This is a genomic window from Gallibacter intestinalis, from assembly GCF_014982745.1.
Classification (GTDB): domain Bacteria; phylum Bacillota; class Clostridia; order Peptostreptococcales; family Anaerovoracaceae; genus Gallibacter; species Gallibacter intestinalis.
In genome coordinates, this window is record NZ_JADCKA010000013.1 from 1 (window position 1) to 12,714 (window position 12,714).

The window sequence follows — 12,714 nt, forward strand, 5'->3', positions numbered from 1 at the left end:
AATGTACCTGCATTAGATATATTAAATACTATTCTCTCGTTGGATTCTGAATTAGAACTCGCTTACACATTGAAATACGATTATGAGCGTATAAATTCGAAAAGCACATTAGAGAATATCGAGGACAAATTGGATAGATATATTGAAGATCTAACAATATTTAATATCAAAGAATTTAATCCTGTTAAAAAAGCTCTCAAAGGCTGGCGACAAGAAATTATCAACAGCTTTGATACTATTGGTAAAAGAAGAATTTCAAACGGACCTATAGAATCTATAAATTCTCGAATTAAACTTATCAAATATTCTTCTACTGGTTATGGTAATTTTGAACGATTTAGAAAGCGAGTACTTTACTCCTTAAACGATTCTTCTACTATTAAAGCATAAATTAGTTAGTTATATCACAAATAGTTGTTTCGCATAAAAAGAGGACCTGTATGAATATGTATTCACATTTTAGGTCCTCCTATATTCATTATTTCAAACCACAACTTAGCGCTCAACCACTAAAAAAGTTAAAGAGCCAATAAAAAGAAGGTCATCCGACGATTAGTTCCGTCAGATTGACCTTCTTTAATTTCAAATTGTATATTTCGGCTTAATTGACTTATTTCAGTTCTACAACTGCGCCAACTTCTTCCAGCTGAGCCTTGAGTGCTTCTGCTTCAGCCTTTTCAACGCCTTCCTTAAGTGTAGAAGGAGCTCCGTCTACCATTTCCTTAGCTTCCTTCAGGCCGAGACCAGTGATTTCTCTAACAACCTTAATAACCTTGATCTTTTCGCCGCCTGCTTCCTTCAGTACAACGTCAAATTCAGACTGTTCAGCTCCGCCTGCTGCTTCGCCGCCTGCTGCTGCTACAGCTACAGGTGCTGCTGCGGATACGCCGAATTCTTCTTCACATGCTTCTACCAGTTCGTTGAGTTCGAGAACTGTCATATTTTTTATCGCTTCAATGATCTGATCTTTGTTCATTTTATTTTCTCCTTTTCTTAATTGATTTTATATTGCGCATTTCTGCGCGGCTTTTAATTACTATGCTATGCGCATTTTATTTTTACGCTTCCTGGGCAGCCTTGTCGTCTCTGATTGCTGCAAATGTTCTGACAGCCTTTGATACAGGAGACTGGATGCTTCCCATAAACTTGGCAATGAGTTCTTCCCTTCCAGGAATCTTTGCCAGTGCTTCAACGCCTGCAGCATCGTAGAATGAACCTTCTACTACTGCGGCCTTAAATGACATCTTTTCGAAGTCCTTCATAGCCTTGCTCAGTACTCTTGCAGGAGCAGTTACATCGTCATAAGACAGTGCAAATGCGCTTGGTCCTTCCAGTACTTCTCCAAGAGCTTCGAATTCTGTACCTTCGATTGCTCTCTTCATGAGAGTGTTTTTATAAACAGTGTAGTCAACATCGGCTTCACGAAGGTTTTTTCTCATGGCGTCAGCCTGTTCCACAGTAATTCCCATGTAGTCGATAACTACAGCGGACTTTGCTCTGGACAGCTTTTCTTTGATTTCGTCGATGATAACCTGTTTAGCCTGCTGTGCCTTTTTAATTTCGCTCATCTGTTGTCTGTTCTCCTTTCCGACCGTGATACACGGTCTTTTTTATGGGGTACTCCATAAAAAGATCCCGCGTCATAGACAGCGAGATCAATATTTTATATTGTACCTCGGCGGGAAATTAAGCTTTCGCACCCGCTGTCTACGGTTAGTTTTCGTAATTCAGTTTTTTAGTCCCGGCTTAGCCCAGCTTTGCAGGGTTTACCTTTACTCCAGGACCCATTGTGGACGCAACTGTTACAGTTCTAAGATACTGTCCCTTTGCGGCAGCAGGTTTTGCCTTGATAACCGCATCGATCAGTGCGTTAAAGTTTTCGTTGAGCTTTTCTGCGCCAAAGGATACCTTACCGATAGCAACATGGATAATGTTTGCCTTGTCAAGTCTGTACTCAACTTTACCGGCTTTGATTTCTGTCAGCGCCTTTTCAAGATCCATTGTAACTGTGCCGGACTTAGGGTTTGGCATCAGGCCCTTAGGACCGAGGATTTTACCAAGTCTACCTACAACGCCCATCATGTCAGGTGTTGCAACAACTACGTCAAAGTCAAACCAGTTTTCGCTCTGAATCTTCTGAGCAAGCTCTTCAGCTCCTACGTAATCAGCTCCTGCAGCTTCTGCTTCGCTGGCCTTAGGTCCTTTAGCGAATACCAGAACTCTGTTAGTCTTACCAGTACCGTTAGGAAGTACGATGGCTCCTCTAACCTGCTGATCCGCGTGTCTTCCGTCTACACCCAGCTTAAGATGTACTTCAACGGATTCGTCAAATTTTGCTTTTGAATTTTCTACAACAAGCTCTAAAGCTTTGTCTGCATCGTACAGAGTTGTCTTGTCGATATTTTCGGCTGCAGCTCTGTAGTTCTTACCTCTTTTAGGCATATCTTTTACCTCCTTAGTGGTGCTTGCGATTTTTCATCTCCCACCGATTAATCTTCAACTACAATTCCCATACTTCTTGCTGTTCCGCAAATCATTTCCATAGCGGCTTCAACGCTTCCGGCATTCAGATCCGGCATCTTAAGTTCAGCAATTTCCTGAACCTGTGCTCTCTTTACAGTAGCAACCTTAGTCTTGTTAGGTTCACCGGAACCTGACTGGATGTTTGCTGCCTTCTTGAGAAGTACTGCTGCCGGTGGTGTCTTACAGATAAATGTGAAAGATCTGTCGGCATATACAGTAATTACTACAGGAATAATCATACCCTGCTGATCCTGTGTCTTTGCGTTGAACTGCTTACAAAAATCCATGATGTTTACGCCCTTCTGACCTAATGCCGGTCCGACAGGAGGTGCAGGAGTTGCGCCGCCAGCAGGAATCTGCAGTTTAATGTAGCCTTCAACTTTCTTAGCCATTGGTCCTCTCCTTTCTATTTAATTTTATCAATCTGTGCGAATTCCAGTTCTACCGGAGTTTCACGGCCGAACATGGATATCTTCGCTTTGACTGTCGATTTATCTTCGTTGACCTCTTCAACTTCTCCCATAAATCCTTCAAAAGGACCGTTGATGACTTTAATGCTGTCACCTACGGAAAGATCCAGGTCAACGTGTATCTTTTCTATACCCATCCTTCTTACTTCTTCCACGGAAAGAGGTATAGGATTTGAGCCATGACCTACAAAACCGGTCACGCCCTGAGTGTTTCTTACAAGATACCAGGACTCGTTGGTTATAATCATTTTCACAATAACATAACCCGGGAACATTTTTCTGGTTTTGATAACCATCTTGCCGTCCTTTGGTTCCGCTTTATCTTCAGTCGGTACTACTACGGCCTGGATAAGATCCTGCATGCCCCTGTTTTCCACGAGCTTTTCTATATTAATCTTAACCTTGTTCTCATGTCCGGAATAGGTATGAACCACATACCATTTAGGAGTTCCGTCTCCACGAAGTCCTTCTCCTTCTATAGGAGTGATATTTTTTCTTTCTGACATTTTCTACCCTTCTTTACATGTTTATGCCCAGCAGTCCTTTGAGTGCGGCCAAAAATCCTGTATCGATAAGCCAGAACGCAACAGCGAATACAACGCATGTAGTCAGAACTGTAACCGTATAGGCTCCAAGTTCCTTTTTAGTAGGCCAAACTACTTTTTTCATTTCAAGTCTTACGCCCTTGAAGTATTCTCTGATGCCTTTCTTTTCTTTATTCTTCTTGCTTCCAGCCATCTGCTGTGCACGTCTGCGTACATCAGTCTGTTTTGCCATAAAGTCACCCTCTTATTTTGTCTCTCTGTGAAGTGTGTGCTTCTTGCAAGTAGGACAGTATTTGTTCATTTCAATACGATCCGGATTGTTCTTCTTGTTCTTCATTGTGTGATAATTTCTGTTTTTGCATTCTGTGCATGCGAGTATTGCTTTAACTCTCATTTTCTTTATCCTCCATCAACTTAAAACTAGAGCTTTTTGCAAAGCTCTGCTGTTATTTCTCATAAAGTCGCTCATTAAGTATACTAGTCAAGTATGTAAAAGTCAATACATATGCCGTTTTATTTTTTATTTAAAAAATCAATCTAACAGGTATATGCACAGGTACAATATGCAGATTTTGTATTTGTTATCGCCTCAATGTTTCTTTCTCATTCGGCCAAGCAGCACATATACCGATAGCAGGATCACCACAGACAGAATCAGAACGATGTACATAGTGCTCTCGCTGATTTTTTCTTCACCGAAGTACAGATTACAGTCCAGAGAATCCATTACAGCGCCGGTGACTTCTTCAGGCATTCCCTGTGCTTCCATTTCTTCAATAGCTCCGCCTATTGCATGGTTGCGCAGCAGTCCCGTTCCATAGGTTCCAGGCAGGAACATAAGCACTTTTTGCAATCCTTCTCCAAAAGATGCTATAGGCATATATGCACCGCAGATAAAGCCATAACCGGCGCTGACTATTGTGCCTACTGCCTGCATCTGTCCTTGTGATGAAAGAAATAGATTCACCACGGAAGACAAAGCCGTTCCAAACATTGTAAGCAGGAACACATCTGCAAAAATGCACGCCACATCTTCGGCAGACATGTACCAGCCGATATTTTTCATATATATAAAGCATATTATTGTAGTCACTAGACAAATCAGCAGCGTTGAAATAACTGTAGCAACATAATAGCTCAATGTCAGAGTGTGGCTCTTTACCGGTGTTACGGCCAGGTCATTTCTTGCTCCTGTCACCTTATCCTGCACCATCAGCATATTTGCGCAGAATGCCACTGTTATCGCCGACACAGATAATAGCGATGAAAACAGCTGGCCTCCTACCACTGCATCAATCAATCCCTCTTTTATCGGATAGACATCTAAGCCTCCAGACAAAAATCCTTCTCTAAAGCTCTTTGCAAGGAAGGTAACATACAATACCAGAAGGATTATAGGCGTTATTAAAGATGTAAAAAATAAGCCTTTATCTTTAAAGAACAATTTCACATTTCTTCTTATGAGATTACCAAATCCTATCATCTTGCATCACCTCCTTCGAGGCGTTTACCGGTTACAGCAAGAAAAACGTCATCCATCTTTCCTTTTGTAATCTCATAATCCTTAAAGAGTTCAGGATGGTTCATTATGAGTCCTGTTGCCTCGGAAGTATCCTTTACAGATATTCGCACACCGTCTCTTATCTTTTCAAATGATTTTCCCATAAGTCGAACCTGCTGCTCGGATATCCCATAAATCGTAATGTAATCTCCTGTAAAACTGTTCTTAAGCTCCAGCGGCGAACCTTCTGCTGCAATTTTACCTCCGTCAATTATTACGACATAGTCAGCATCGGCGGTTTCCTCCATATAGTGAGTTGTTAAAAATACTGTCATGTTTTCTTTTTTTCGCAGTTCATGAATAACGTTCCAAATTAATTTTCGCGTATGAGGATCAAGCCCTGTTGTCGGCTCATCAAGTATGAGAATTTCCGGTTTATGAAGAAGCGCTCTTGCGATATCAATTCTCCGCCTCTGACCTCCTGACAATCTGCCGACGGTACGTTTGAGCAGATCATCTATGGAAAGTATATGACTTATCTGTTCCAGCCTGTTTTCAAAATCTCTGCCTTTTATGCCGTACAAAGCCGCTCTGCTTTTAAGATTGTCCCTGACCGATAATGCCATATCAAGCACTGAATTCTGAAATACGACTCCTATTTTCCCGGCAATAATTTCCATATCCTTTTCCGTATCGTATCCGCATACACTTACACTGCCGCCGTCTTTTTTCTGCTGTCCGCATATTATGGAAATTGTCGTGGATTTACCCGCACCATTAACTCCAAGGAAAGCAAACAACTCTCCTCTGCGCACCTGAAGTGACAAGTTGTCCACCGCATGAATATCCCCAAAAGATTTACCAAGATTTTCGATATTTATCACAGTTTCCATATAGGTTTTCCTTTCTTACTCCCCATATCATCTCCTTTTTTATAATACCATAATAATTACATGGTGAATACATAAAAGAGACCACTTGCTTGTGGTCTCTTGTGTTTGCTTTTGAAATTGATTCCCACGTTCGGGCTGCTTGCCGCTCGCTTCGCTTGCGGGCATCCCTCGCGAAAATTCTACTTAGCCGCTCATTCTTCGCGGAGTAGAATGTTTTATTCAATAATTTCAGTTACAACGCCGGAACCTACTGTTCTTCCGCCTTCTCTGATGGCGAATCTCAGTCCTTCTTCAATGGCTATCTCTGTGATCAGGTCGATTTCCATTGTGATGTTGTCTCCAGGCATGCACATTTCTGTTCCTTCTGGAAGCTTCAGATCCCCTGTTACGTCTGTTGTTCTGAAGTAGAACTGTGGTCTGTATCCGTTGAAGAATGGTGTGTGTCTTCCGCCTTCTTCCTTCTTCAGTACGTATACTTCGCCCTTAAACTTTGTATGTGGATGAATTGTTCCTGGAGCGGCAAGTACCTGTCCTCTCTTGATTTCATCTCTCTGTACACCTCTAAGAAGTGCTCCGATGTTATCTCCTGTCTGTGCTTCGTCAAGAAGCTTTCTGAACATTTCGATTCCTGTTACAGTGATCTTTCTCTTTTCATCTGTAAGTCCGATAAGTTCTACTTCTTCTCCTACGTGCAGCACGCCTCTTTCTACTCTTCCTGTTGCTACTGTACCTCTTCCTGTGATGGAGAATACGTCTTCTACTGGCATCAGGAATGGCTTGTCGTTATCTCTTTCTGGTTCTGGGATGTAGCTATCGATTGCTTCGAACAGTTCTACAATCTTATCTCCCCATTCGCTTGCTGGATCTTCCAGTGCCTTAAGAGCGGATCCTCTGATGATTGGTGTATCATCTCCTGGGAATTCATATTCGTTAAGAAGTTCTCTTACTTCCATTTCTACCAGTTCAAGAAGTTCTTCGTCGTCTACCATATCGCACTTGTTTAAGAATACTACGATGTATGGTACGCCTACCTGTCTTGAAAGAAGAATGTGCTCTCTTGTCTGTGGCATTGGACCATCTGTTGCTGCTACTACCAGGATTGCTCCGTCCATCTGTGCTGCTCCTGTAATCATGTTCTTTACATAGTCAGCGTGGCCCGGGCAGTCTACGTGCGCGTAGTGTCTGTTTGGTGTTTCGTATTCTACGTGCGCTGTAGCGATTGTGATACCTCTTTCTCTTTCTTCTGGTGCCTTATCGATCTGGTCGAATGCTACCTTTTCTCCAAGACCGTATCTCTGCTGCAGTGTTGTTGTGATTGCTGCTGTCAGAGTTGTCTTACCATGGTCTACGTGACCGATTGTTCCGATATTAATATGCGGTTTTGTTCTTTCAAATTTCTGCTTTGCCATCTTTGTTTTTCCTCCTTAAAGAATCCACCTTTTTATTAAATTGGAGCTGCTGAGCAGGATTGAACTGCCGAACCTCTTCCTTACCAAGGAAGTGCTCTACCGACTGAGCTACAGCAGCGCGTTAACAGTCTTATATTACTATATGGGTATTGAAATGTCAACATTCATACCCTATACATCAAGGTATTTGAGTATCTTCTTTTTAGTCCTTTCCATGGCATTGTAAACAGCCTTACTATCCTTGCCCAGCTCCGCTGCAATTTCATCATAAGATCTGCCGTTCATTCTGCCATTCCAAACCGCCGCTTCCATCGGACTGAATACCCCATTGCCTCTGGCATTTATATATTCAAACACATCGTTTACCATGGCTTTGGTATAGGGATCATCTGTTCTGGCTGCGATTACATCCAAAAAAGTAAGTCCGTCGCTGTTACCGTCCTCACGGGTAATCGGATCCGCCAAAGAAACAGAATCGTTTAACGGAGCATGCTTTTTCCTACTTGCCGCCTGTGCTGCGGAAACAAGTCTTCTTCCCATGCACACTCTAGCATAGGTTCTGAAAGATGCTCCCCCATCGACATCAAAGCTTCTGATGGCACGAAAAAGAGCAATCATAGCTTCCTGGACCGAATCATCTCTGTCAGCTCCGGCTATAGAATACATGCCCGCCACCTTGTTAATTTCTCCCTTGTATTTTCTTATGAGAAACTCCTCCGCCTCTGCATCTCCGCCCTTGGCTGCTATCGCCAGTTCCTCATCTGTCATCCTACGACAGCGAATCATATCATTTTCAGATGCCATCTCTCTGCCTTCTCACTTCATACATTATTACTGCCGCCGCATTGGACGCATTAAGGGATGTAATTTTACCTTTCATAGGCATGGATACTGTAAAATCACACTTCTCCTTTACCAGCTTGCTTATGCCGGCGCCTTCGTTGCCTATGACGATGGCAATCGGACCTTTAAGATTGCTTTGCCAATAGGTGTCCCCGTCCATATCACAAGCAGCTATCCAAAGGCCTCTTTCCTTAAGCTCATCTATAGCTCTGCTTATGTTCGTTACCTTTGCAACTTTCATATATTCTGCTGCTCCGGCAGCTGATTTTGCAGCAGTTTCGGTTACTGATGCTGCTCTTCTCTTAGGAATGATTATACCGTGAGCGCCCACGCATTCTGCCGTTCTCATAACAGCTCCCAGATTATGCGGATCCTCAATGCCATCCAGTATTATAACGAAGGGTTCTTCTCCACGGTTTTCCGCAACATCAAGAATTTCATCGATGCTGCTGTAGGAAAATCCTGACACTTGCGCTATAATGCCCTGATGCTTTTCTCCCGGCGCCATTCTATCCAAAGCCTGTCTATCAGCAAAATAAACAGGTATGCCTCTATCCTTTGCCATAGCCACAGTCTTTTTTACAGAACCATCGCTTCCGTTGGCAACGGTTATCTTATCTATTTCTCTGCCGCTTTTAACGGCCTCTGCCACGGCATTTCTGCCCACAAGAATATCTTTTTTATCTTCCATTTATCCGCTTTTATTTCCTCTCATACAGTGTAAACTTATAGGACAGACCGTTTTCTTCCATAACATCGCTTTCCCAGGTCAGAACAAAATTTTCATCTTCGTCCATATTCCTGAAATATCTGTCCGCTTCAAAGGTCGAAAATATCTTTGTAACAAACACCTTATCGCATCTGTCCAGCATCATATCATATATCATCGCCCCTCCGGAAACGAATATATCCTCATCGTCATACTGGGCCATAGCCTTTTCAAGGGTATCCATGCCGCAGCACACAATGCAGTTTTCGTTCTTATAATCCGGATTTCCCGTCAGCACAAGGTTTGTTCTTCCTGGAAGCGGTTTGCCTCCCGGAAATGACTCTAGTGTTTTTCGACCTATAACTATCACCTTGCCGAGAGTTTTTTCTTTATAATACTTCAGGTCTCCCGGCAAATGTGCCAGAAGACCATTATCTTTTCCTATCGCCCAGTTCATGTCAGCGACAACTATACAGTTCATAAAATTCCTCTTTTTCCTATCCTTTACAGCCGACTGCAGCTTTATATTGCAATCGGAATATTTGTTATCTGAGGGTTTTTCTTGTATTCCCCGATTATGAGATCGTCTGTTGTAAAATCGTAAAAGTCCTTTATATCAGGATTAAGGCTAAATGTAGGAGCGTCATACTGAGGCCTTTCAATCAGTTCCTTTATTATAGGCACATGTCTGTCATAAATATGTGCATCGGCGATAACATGTACAAGCTCACCAGGAACAAGTCCCGTAACCTGAGCCAGCATATGCACCAGAACACTGTACTGAACTACATTCCAGTTATTTGCCGCCAGTATATCCTGGGAACGCTGATTTAAGATTGCGTTCAGCTTGTTGCCCGTAACATTAAACGTCACGCTATATGCACATGGTTCAAGTCCCATTTCCATGAGATCGTCAAACTTATATATATTGGTAAGAATTCTTCTTGAATACGGAGTATTTTTAAGCTGCCAGATTACATTGTCCACCTGGTCCATTTCTCCGTGAGGGAACTTGTACTTGATACCCATTTGATATCCGTATGCCTTTCCGATGGATCCCTGCTCATCAGCCCACTCGTCCCATATCTTGGAGTTAAGTTCATGGATGTCATTGGACTTTTTCTGCCATATCCACAAAAGCTCATCCACTGCGGATTTAATTGCGGTAGGTCTCAGAGTCAGTGCCGGGAATTCTTCCTGCAAATCATATCTGTTAACTACACCAAATTTCTTTATGGTGTGGGCAGGAGTACCATCTTCCCAGACAGCTCTGACTGTCTGTCCCTCTGAAGAATATCCGTTTTCCAGAATGTCTTTACACATGTTTACAAACAATTTATCAGCCTTGCTCATCGATTACCTCCATGGCCTTAAAGATTATCTCTTCCATCCTTTCCTTGCGGTCCAGAAGGTAAAGATATCCGATGAGCGCTTCAAAGGCCGTCGCCCATCTGTATGTGACAATATCCGCGTTCTTTGCTTTGGAAGTGACTCTGTGATTTCTGCCCCTCTTTACAACGGAGCTTTCTTCCTCACTTAGCATATCCTCCATCGCTCTTATGGCTTTTGCCTGAGCTTCAGCCTTAACATAGCCTGTGCTCATGCGATGCAGCTTGGAAGGTGCCACACGGCCGCTTTCAATCACGCGTTTTCTAACATAAATCTCATATACGGCGTCCCCCATATAGGCGAGAGACGCCGTGTTCATCATTTTTATATCTTCAGAATTTAATGAACTCATATATCCTATACTTCTTCTTTAATAATCTGAACTCCCTGCGGTGTATCCTTAAGAGTAATGCCCTTTGCTTTAAGTTCATCTCTTATCTGGTCTGCCTTTGCAAAGTCTTTAGCCGCTCTGGCAGCTTCTCTTTCATCTACCAGCTTTTTGATTTCATCATCAACATCGGCATCTTCTTCAGCTTCAAGAAGTCCCAGTACATGAGTAAGTTCAAGAAGTGTATCCAGAGACTTCTGTGCAAATTCCTTGCTTGCGCCATCCTTTACAGCCTGATTGATTGCAGTAACCAGCTCAAAGATTGCGGAAATCGCATCGGCGGTATTCAGATCGTCATCCATGGCTTCCTTGAATTTCGCTCTGTAGCTGTCATAGCTTTCAAATACCTTCTTTTCATCATCTGTCATCTGGCCTTCGCCCTTTTCGATAAGGAATTCCAGATTCTTTCTGGCATTTTCAAATCTTGCCAGGGAAGCCTTGGACATTTCCATAAGGTTGTCGTTAAAGTCGATAGGGCTTCTGTAATGACCTGAAAGCAGGAAATATCTTATTACTTCGCCTTTATACTTTTCTCTAATCTCTCTTACAGTAAAGAAATTACCAAGAGATTTTGACATCTTTTCCTTATCTATTGTGATGTAAGCGTTGTGCATCCAATACTTGGCAAAGGGTACTCCGTTGCATGCCTCAGACTGGGCTATCTCATTTTCATGATGAGGGAACTGAAGATCCTGTCCGCCTGCATGGATATCAAGAGTAGGTCCCAGATATCTTCTGGACATGGCAGAGCATTCGATGTGCCAGCCTGGACGACCCATTCCCCATGGAGATTCCCAAGCGATTTCGCTTTCTTCTTTTCTTGCCTTCCAAAGGGCAAAGTCTAAAGGATCCTTTTTCTTTTCTTCAACGGCAATTCTTGCGCCTGCTTCTAATTCTTCTATGTTCTGTTTAGAAAGTTTACCATAGTCTTTGAATTTTCTTGTGCTGTAGTAAACATCTCCATCAACTTCATAGGCATATCCCTTTTCAATAAGAGTTTCTACAAATTCTATAATCTGCTGGATGTTTTCGGAAACTCTAGGATGAGTATCAGCTGGGACAATATTAAGCGCCTTTGCATCATCAAAGTATTCTTTTATATACTTTTCGCTGACTTCCGGTGCTGAAATGCCTTCTTCCTTTGCTCTGTTGATAATTTTGTCATCAACATCTGTAAAGTTCTGTACGAAGTTAACATTATATCCTATGTATTTAAGGTATCTTCTTAAAGTGTCAAATACAACAAATGGTCTTGCGTTACCTAGATGAAAGAAGTTGTACACTGTAGGTCCACATACATACACCTTTACTTCATCGGGATTGTTAGGTATAAATTCTTCCTTCTGTCTTGTGAGCGAGTTATATACTTTCATATTCTTCTCCGTTCCTTTCCTCATACTTATTAAGCATCTTTTCAAGTTTGGCTATACGTTTTTTAAGCTGTTCCATTTCTCTTGTAACAGGGTCCGGCAAATGCACCTGATCCATTTCTTCAGTTATAGGACGCGGCCCCTTTACAATTCTTCCAGGTACTCCTACCACCGTGCATCCGGCAGGCACCTCTTTGAGCACTACTGCTCCTGAGCCTATCTTGGCGTCATCTCCTACAGTGAAAGGTCCTAAAACCTTTGCCCCAGAGCTTACCATAACTCTGTTTCCCAGGGTCGGATGTCTTTTGCCGGCATCCTTACCGGTACCTCCCAGGGTAACTCCCTGATAGAGCATGCAGTCATCGCCGATTTCAGTTGTTTCTCCTATTACGATACCCATGCCGTGGTCGATGAAAAGCCTTCTGCCGATTTTGGCTCCCGGGTGTATTTCAATACCTGTAAAAAACCTCGCCAGCTGCGAAATTATTCTTGCCAGCAGCTTCAAATTATGGTTGTAGAGGAAGTGAGCTGGTCTGTGAAGTATCTGTGCCCAAATCCCCGGGTAGCAGATTAGCACCTCCAGTCCGTTTCTTGCCGCCGGATCCTTTTCCACTACCGTCCTTATATCTTCTCTTATTCTTCCGAAAAAAGACATTATTTTCTCCTTTATGTCT

At 42.6% G+C, this 12,714-nt stretch carries 18 protein-coding genes, 1 tRNA gene and 1 other annotated feature; of the genes, 1 reads left to right on the top strand and 18 read right to left on the bottom strand.

Annotated features, from left to right (window positions below; genetic code table 11):
• Window positions 1–390, top strand: a 390-nt coding sequence (locus INF20_RS06900; RefSeq protein WP_226385641.1) for a transposase, incomplete at its 5' end; no start/stop codon positions are given.
• A gap of 220 nt (window positions 391–610) precedes the next feature.
• Here the strand turns inward: INF20_RS06900 and rplL are convergent.
• The 18 genes from rplL to cysE all read right to left on the bottom strand — a co-directional run bounded on the left by rplL (window position 611) and on the right by cysE (window position 12,695).
• Window positions 611–976 (bottom strand): 50S ribosomal protein L7/L12, encoded by a 366-nt coding sequence (gene rplL, locus INF20_RS06905; protein ID WP_226385642.1) that lies wholly within the window; start codon window positions 974–976, stop codon window positions 611–613.
• 82 nt (window positions 977–1,058) lie between these two features.
• Window positions 1,059–1,568: a 50S ribosomal protein L10 gene (gene rplJ, locus INF20_RS06910; protein WP_226385643.1), complete on the bottom strand. Its 510-nt coding sequence runs from the start codon at window positions 1,566–1,568 to the stop codon at window positions 1,059–1,061.
• A 50-nt stretch (window positions 1,569–1,618) separates the two neighbouring features.
• Window positions 1,619–1,731: a sequence feature (ribosomal protein L10 leader region), on the bottom strand.
• Between the two features lie 15 nt (window positions 1,732–1,746).
• On the bottom strand, window positions 1,747–2,442 hold the full coding sequence (rplA, locus tag INF20_RS06915; RefSeq protein WP_226385644.1) for a 50S ribosomal protein L1: 696 nt from the start codon (window positions 2,440–2,442) through the stop codon (window positions 1,747–1,749).
• A gap of 47 nt (window positions 2,443–2,489) precedes the next feature.
• A complete protein-coding gene (gene rplK, locus INF20_RS06920; RefSeq protein ID WP_226385645.1) occupies window positions 2,490–2,915 on the bottom strand; it encodes a 50S ribosomal protein L11 in 426 nt (141 codons plus the stop codon).
• 14 nt (window positions 2,916–2,929) lie between these two features.
• Window positions 2,930–3,499, bottom strand: a complete 570-nt coding sequence (gene nusG, locus INF20_RS06925) for a transcription termination/antitermination protein NusG (protein WP_226385646.1) — start codon at window positions 3,497–3,499, stop codon at window positions 2,930–2,932.
• A 13-nt stretch (window positions 3,500–3,512) separates the two neighbouring features.
• Window positions 3,513–3,770 (bottom strand): preprotein translocase subunit SecE, encoded by a 258-nt coding sequence (secE, locus tag INF20_RS06930; RefSeq protein WP_318959513.1) that lies wholly within the window; start codon window positions 3,768–3,770, stop codon window positions 3,513–3,515.
• A gap of 12 nt (window positions 3,771–3,782) precedes the next feature.
• The gene (rpmG, locus tag INF20_RS06935) at window positions 3,783–3,932 is read right to left on the bottom strand and encodes a 50S ribosomal protein L33 (protein ID WP_226385647.1); all 150 of its coding nucleotides are present in this window, start codon (window positions 3,930–3,932) and stop codon (window positions 3,783–3,785) included.
• A gap of 195 nt (window positions 3,933–4,127) precedes the next feature.
• Window positions 4,128–5,021, bottom strand: a complete 894-nt coding sequence (locus INF20_RS06940) for an ABC transporter permease (protein WP_226385648.1) — start codon at window positions 5,019–5,021, stop codon at window positions 4,128–4,130.
• Window positions 5,018–5,932: an ABC transporter ATP-binding protein gene (locus tag INF20_RS06945; protein ID WP_226385649.1), complete on the bottom strand. Its 915-nt coding sequence runs from the start codon at window positions 5,930–5,932 to the stop codon at window positions 5,018–5,020. Before INF20_RS06945 ends, INF20_RS06940 begins: the two co-directional genes overlap by 4 nt.
• Window positions 5,933–6,147: 215 nt before the next feature.
• Entirely contained in the window at window positions 6,148–7,341 is a 1,194-nt protein-coding gene (gene tuf / locus INF20_RS06950; RefSeq protein WP_226385650.1) for an elongation factor Tu, read from the bottom strand.
• Between the two features lie 41 nt (window positions 7,342–7,382).
• Window positions 7,383–7,459: transfer RNA gene (locus INF20_RS06955), tRNA-Thr, on the bottom strand.
• A gap of 53 nt (window positions 7,460–7,512) precedes the next feature.
• Window positions 7,513–8,145 carry a sigma-70 family RNA polymerase sigma factor gene (locus INF20_RS06960; RefSeq protein WP_226385651.1) on the bottom strand — a complete coding sequence of 211 codons (633 nt, stop codon included), beginning with the start codon at window positions 8,143–8,145 and terminating at the stop codon, window positions 7,513–7,515.
• On the bottom strand, window positions 8,135–8,875 hold the full coding sequence (gene rlmB, locus INF20_RS06965; protein WP_226385652.1) for a 23S rRNA (guanosine(2251)-2'-O)-methyltransferase RlmB: 741 nt from the start codon (window positions 8,873–8,875) through the stop codon (window positions 8,135–8,137). The genes INF20_RS06960 and rlmB overlap by 11 nt, the downstream gene beginning before the upstream one ends.
• Window positions 8,876–8,885: 10 nt before the next feature.
• Window positions 8,886–9,374: a dihydrofolate reductase gene (locus tag INF20_RS06970; RefSeq protein WP_226385653.1), complete on the bottom strand. Its 489-nt coding sequence runs from the start codon at window positions 9,372–9,374 to the stop codon at window positions 8,886–8,888.
• Window positions 9,375–9,415: 41 nt separating this feature from the next.
• The gene (gene thyA / locus INF20_RS06975) at window positions 9,416–10,246 is read right to left on the bottom strand and encodes a thymidylate synthase (RefSeq protein WP_226385654.1); all 831 of its coding nucleotides are present in this window, start codon (window positions 10,244–10,246) and stop codon (window positions 9,416–9,418) included.
• A complete protein-coding gene (locus tag INF20_RS06980; protein ID WP_226385655.1) occupies window positions 10,233–10,634 on the bottom strand; it encodes a Mini-ribonuclease 3 in 402 nt (133 codons plus the stop codon). Before INF20_RS06980 ends, thyA begins: the two co-directional genes overlap by 14 nt.
• Window positions 10,635–10,639: 5 nt before the next feature.
• A complete protein-coding gene (gene cysS / locus INF20_RS06985) occupies window positions 10,640–12,043 on the bottom strand; it encodes a cysteine--tRNA ligase (protein WP_226385656.1) in 1,404 nt (467 codons plus the stop codon).
• Entirely contained in the window at window positions 12,030–12,695 is a 666-nt protein-coding gene (gene cysE / locus INF20_RS06990; protein ID WP_226385657.1) for a serine O-acetyltransferase, read from the bottom strand. Before cysE ends, cysS begins: the two co-directional genes overlap by 14 nt.
• Window positions 12,696–12,714 lie beyond the last annotated feature (19 nt).

Coding starts and splice junctions, on each gene's coding strand:
- rplL (WP_226385642.1), bottom strand. CDS start 976: ATGAACAAAGATCAGATCATTGAAGCGATAAAAAATATGACAGTTCTC.
- rplJ (WP_226385643.1), bottom strand. CDS start 1,568: ATGAGCGAAATTAAAAAGGCACAGCAGGCTAAACAGGTTATCATCGAC.
- rplA (WP_226385644.1), bottom strand. CDS start 2,442: ATGCCTAAAAGAGGTAAGAACTACAGAGCTGCAGCCGAAAATATCGAC.
- rplK (WP_226385645.1), bottom strand. CDS start 2,915: ATGGCTAAGAAAGTTGAAGGCTACATTAAACTGCAGATTCCTGCTGGC.
- nusG (WP_226385646.1), bottom strand. CDS start 3,499: ATGTCAGAAAGAAAAAATATCACTCCTATAGAAGGAGAAGGACTTCGT.
- secE (WP_318959513.1), bottom strand. CDS start 3,770: ATGGCAAAACAGACTGATGTACGCAGACGTGCACAGCAGATGGCTGGA.
- rpmG (WP_226385647.1), bottom strand. CDS start 3,932: ATGAGAGTTAAAGCAATACTCGCATGCACAGAATGCAAAAACAGAAAT.
- INF20_RS06940 (WP_226385648.1), bottom strand. CDS start 5,021: ATGATAGGATTTGGTAATCTCATAAGAAGAAATGTGAAATTGTTCTTT.
- INF20_RS06945 (WP_226385649.1), bottom strand. CDS start 5,932: ATGGAAACTGTGATAAATATCGAAAATCTTGGTAAATCTTTTGGGGAT.
- tuf (WP_226385650.1), bottom strand. CDS start 7,341: ATGGCAAAGCAGAAATTTGAAAGAACAAAACCGCATATTAATATCGGA.
- INF20_RS06960 (WP_226385651.1), bottom strand. CDS start 8,145: ATGGCATCTGAAAATGATATGATTCGCTGTCGTAGGATGACAGATGAG.
- rlmB (WP_226385652.1), bottom strand. CDS start 8,875: ATGGAAGATAAAAAAGATATTCTTGTGGGCAGAAATGCCGTGGCAGAG.
- INF20_RS06970 (WP_226385653.1), bottom strand. CDS start 9,374: ATGAACTGTATAGTTGTCGCTGACATGAACTGGGCGATAGGAAAAGAT.
- thyA (WP_226385654.1), bottom strand. CDS start 10,246: ATGAGCAAGGCTGATAAATTGTTTGTAAACATGTGTAAAGACATTCTG.
- INF20_RS06980 (WP_226385655.1), bottom strand. CDS start 10,634: ATGAGTTCATTAAATTCTGAAGATATAAAAATGATGAACACGGCGTCT.
- cysS (WP_226385656.1), bottom strand. CDS start 12,043: ATGAAAGTATATAACTCGCTCACAAGACAGAAGGAAGAATTTATACCT.
- cysE (WP_226385657.1), bottom strand. CDS start 12,695: ATGTCTTTTTTCGGAAGAATAAGAGAAGATATAAGGACGGTAGTGGAA.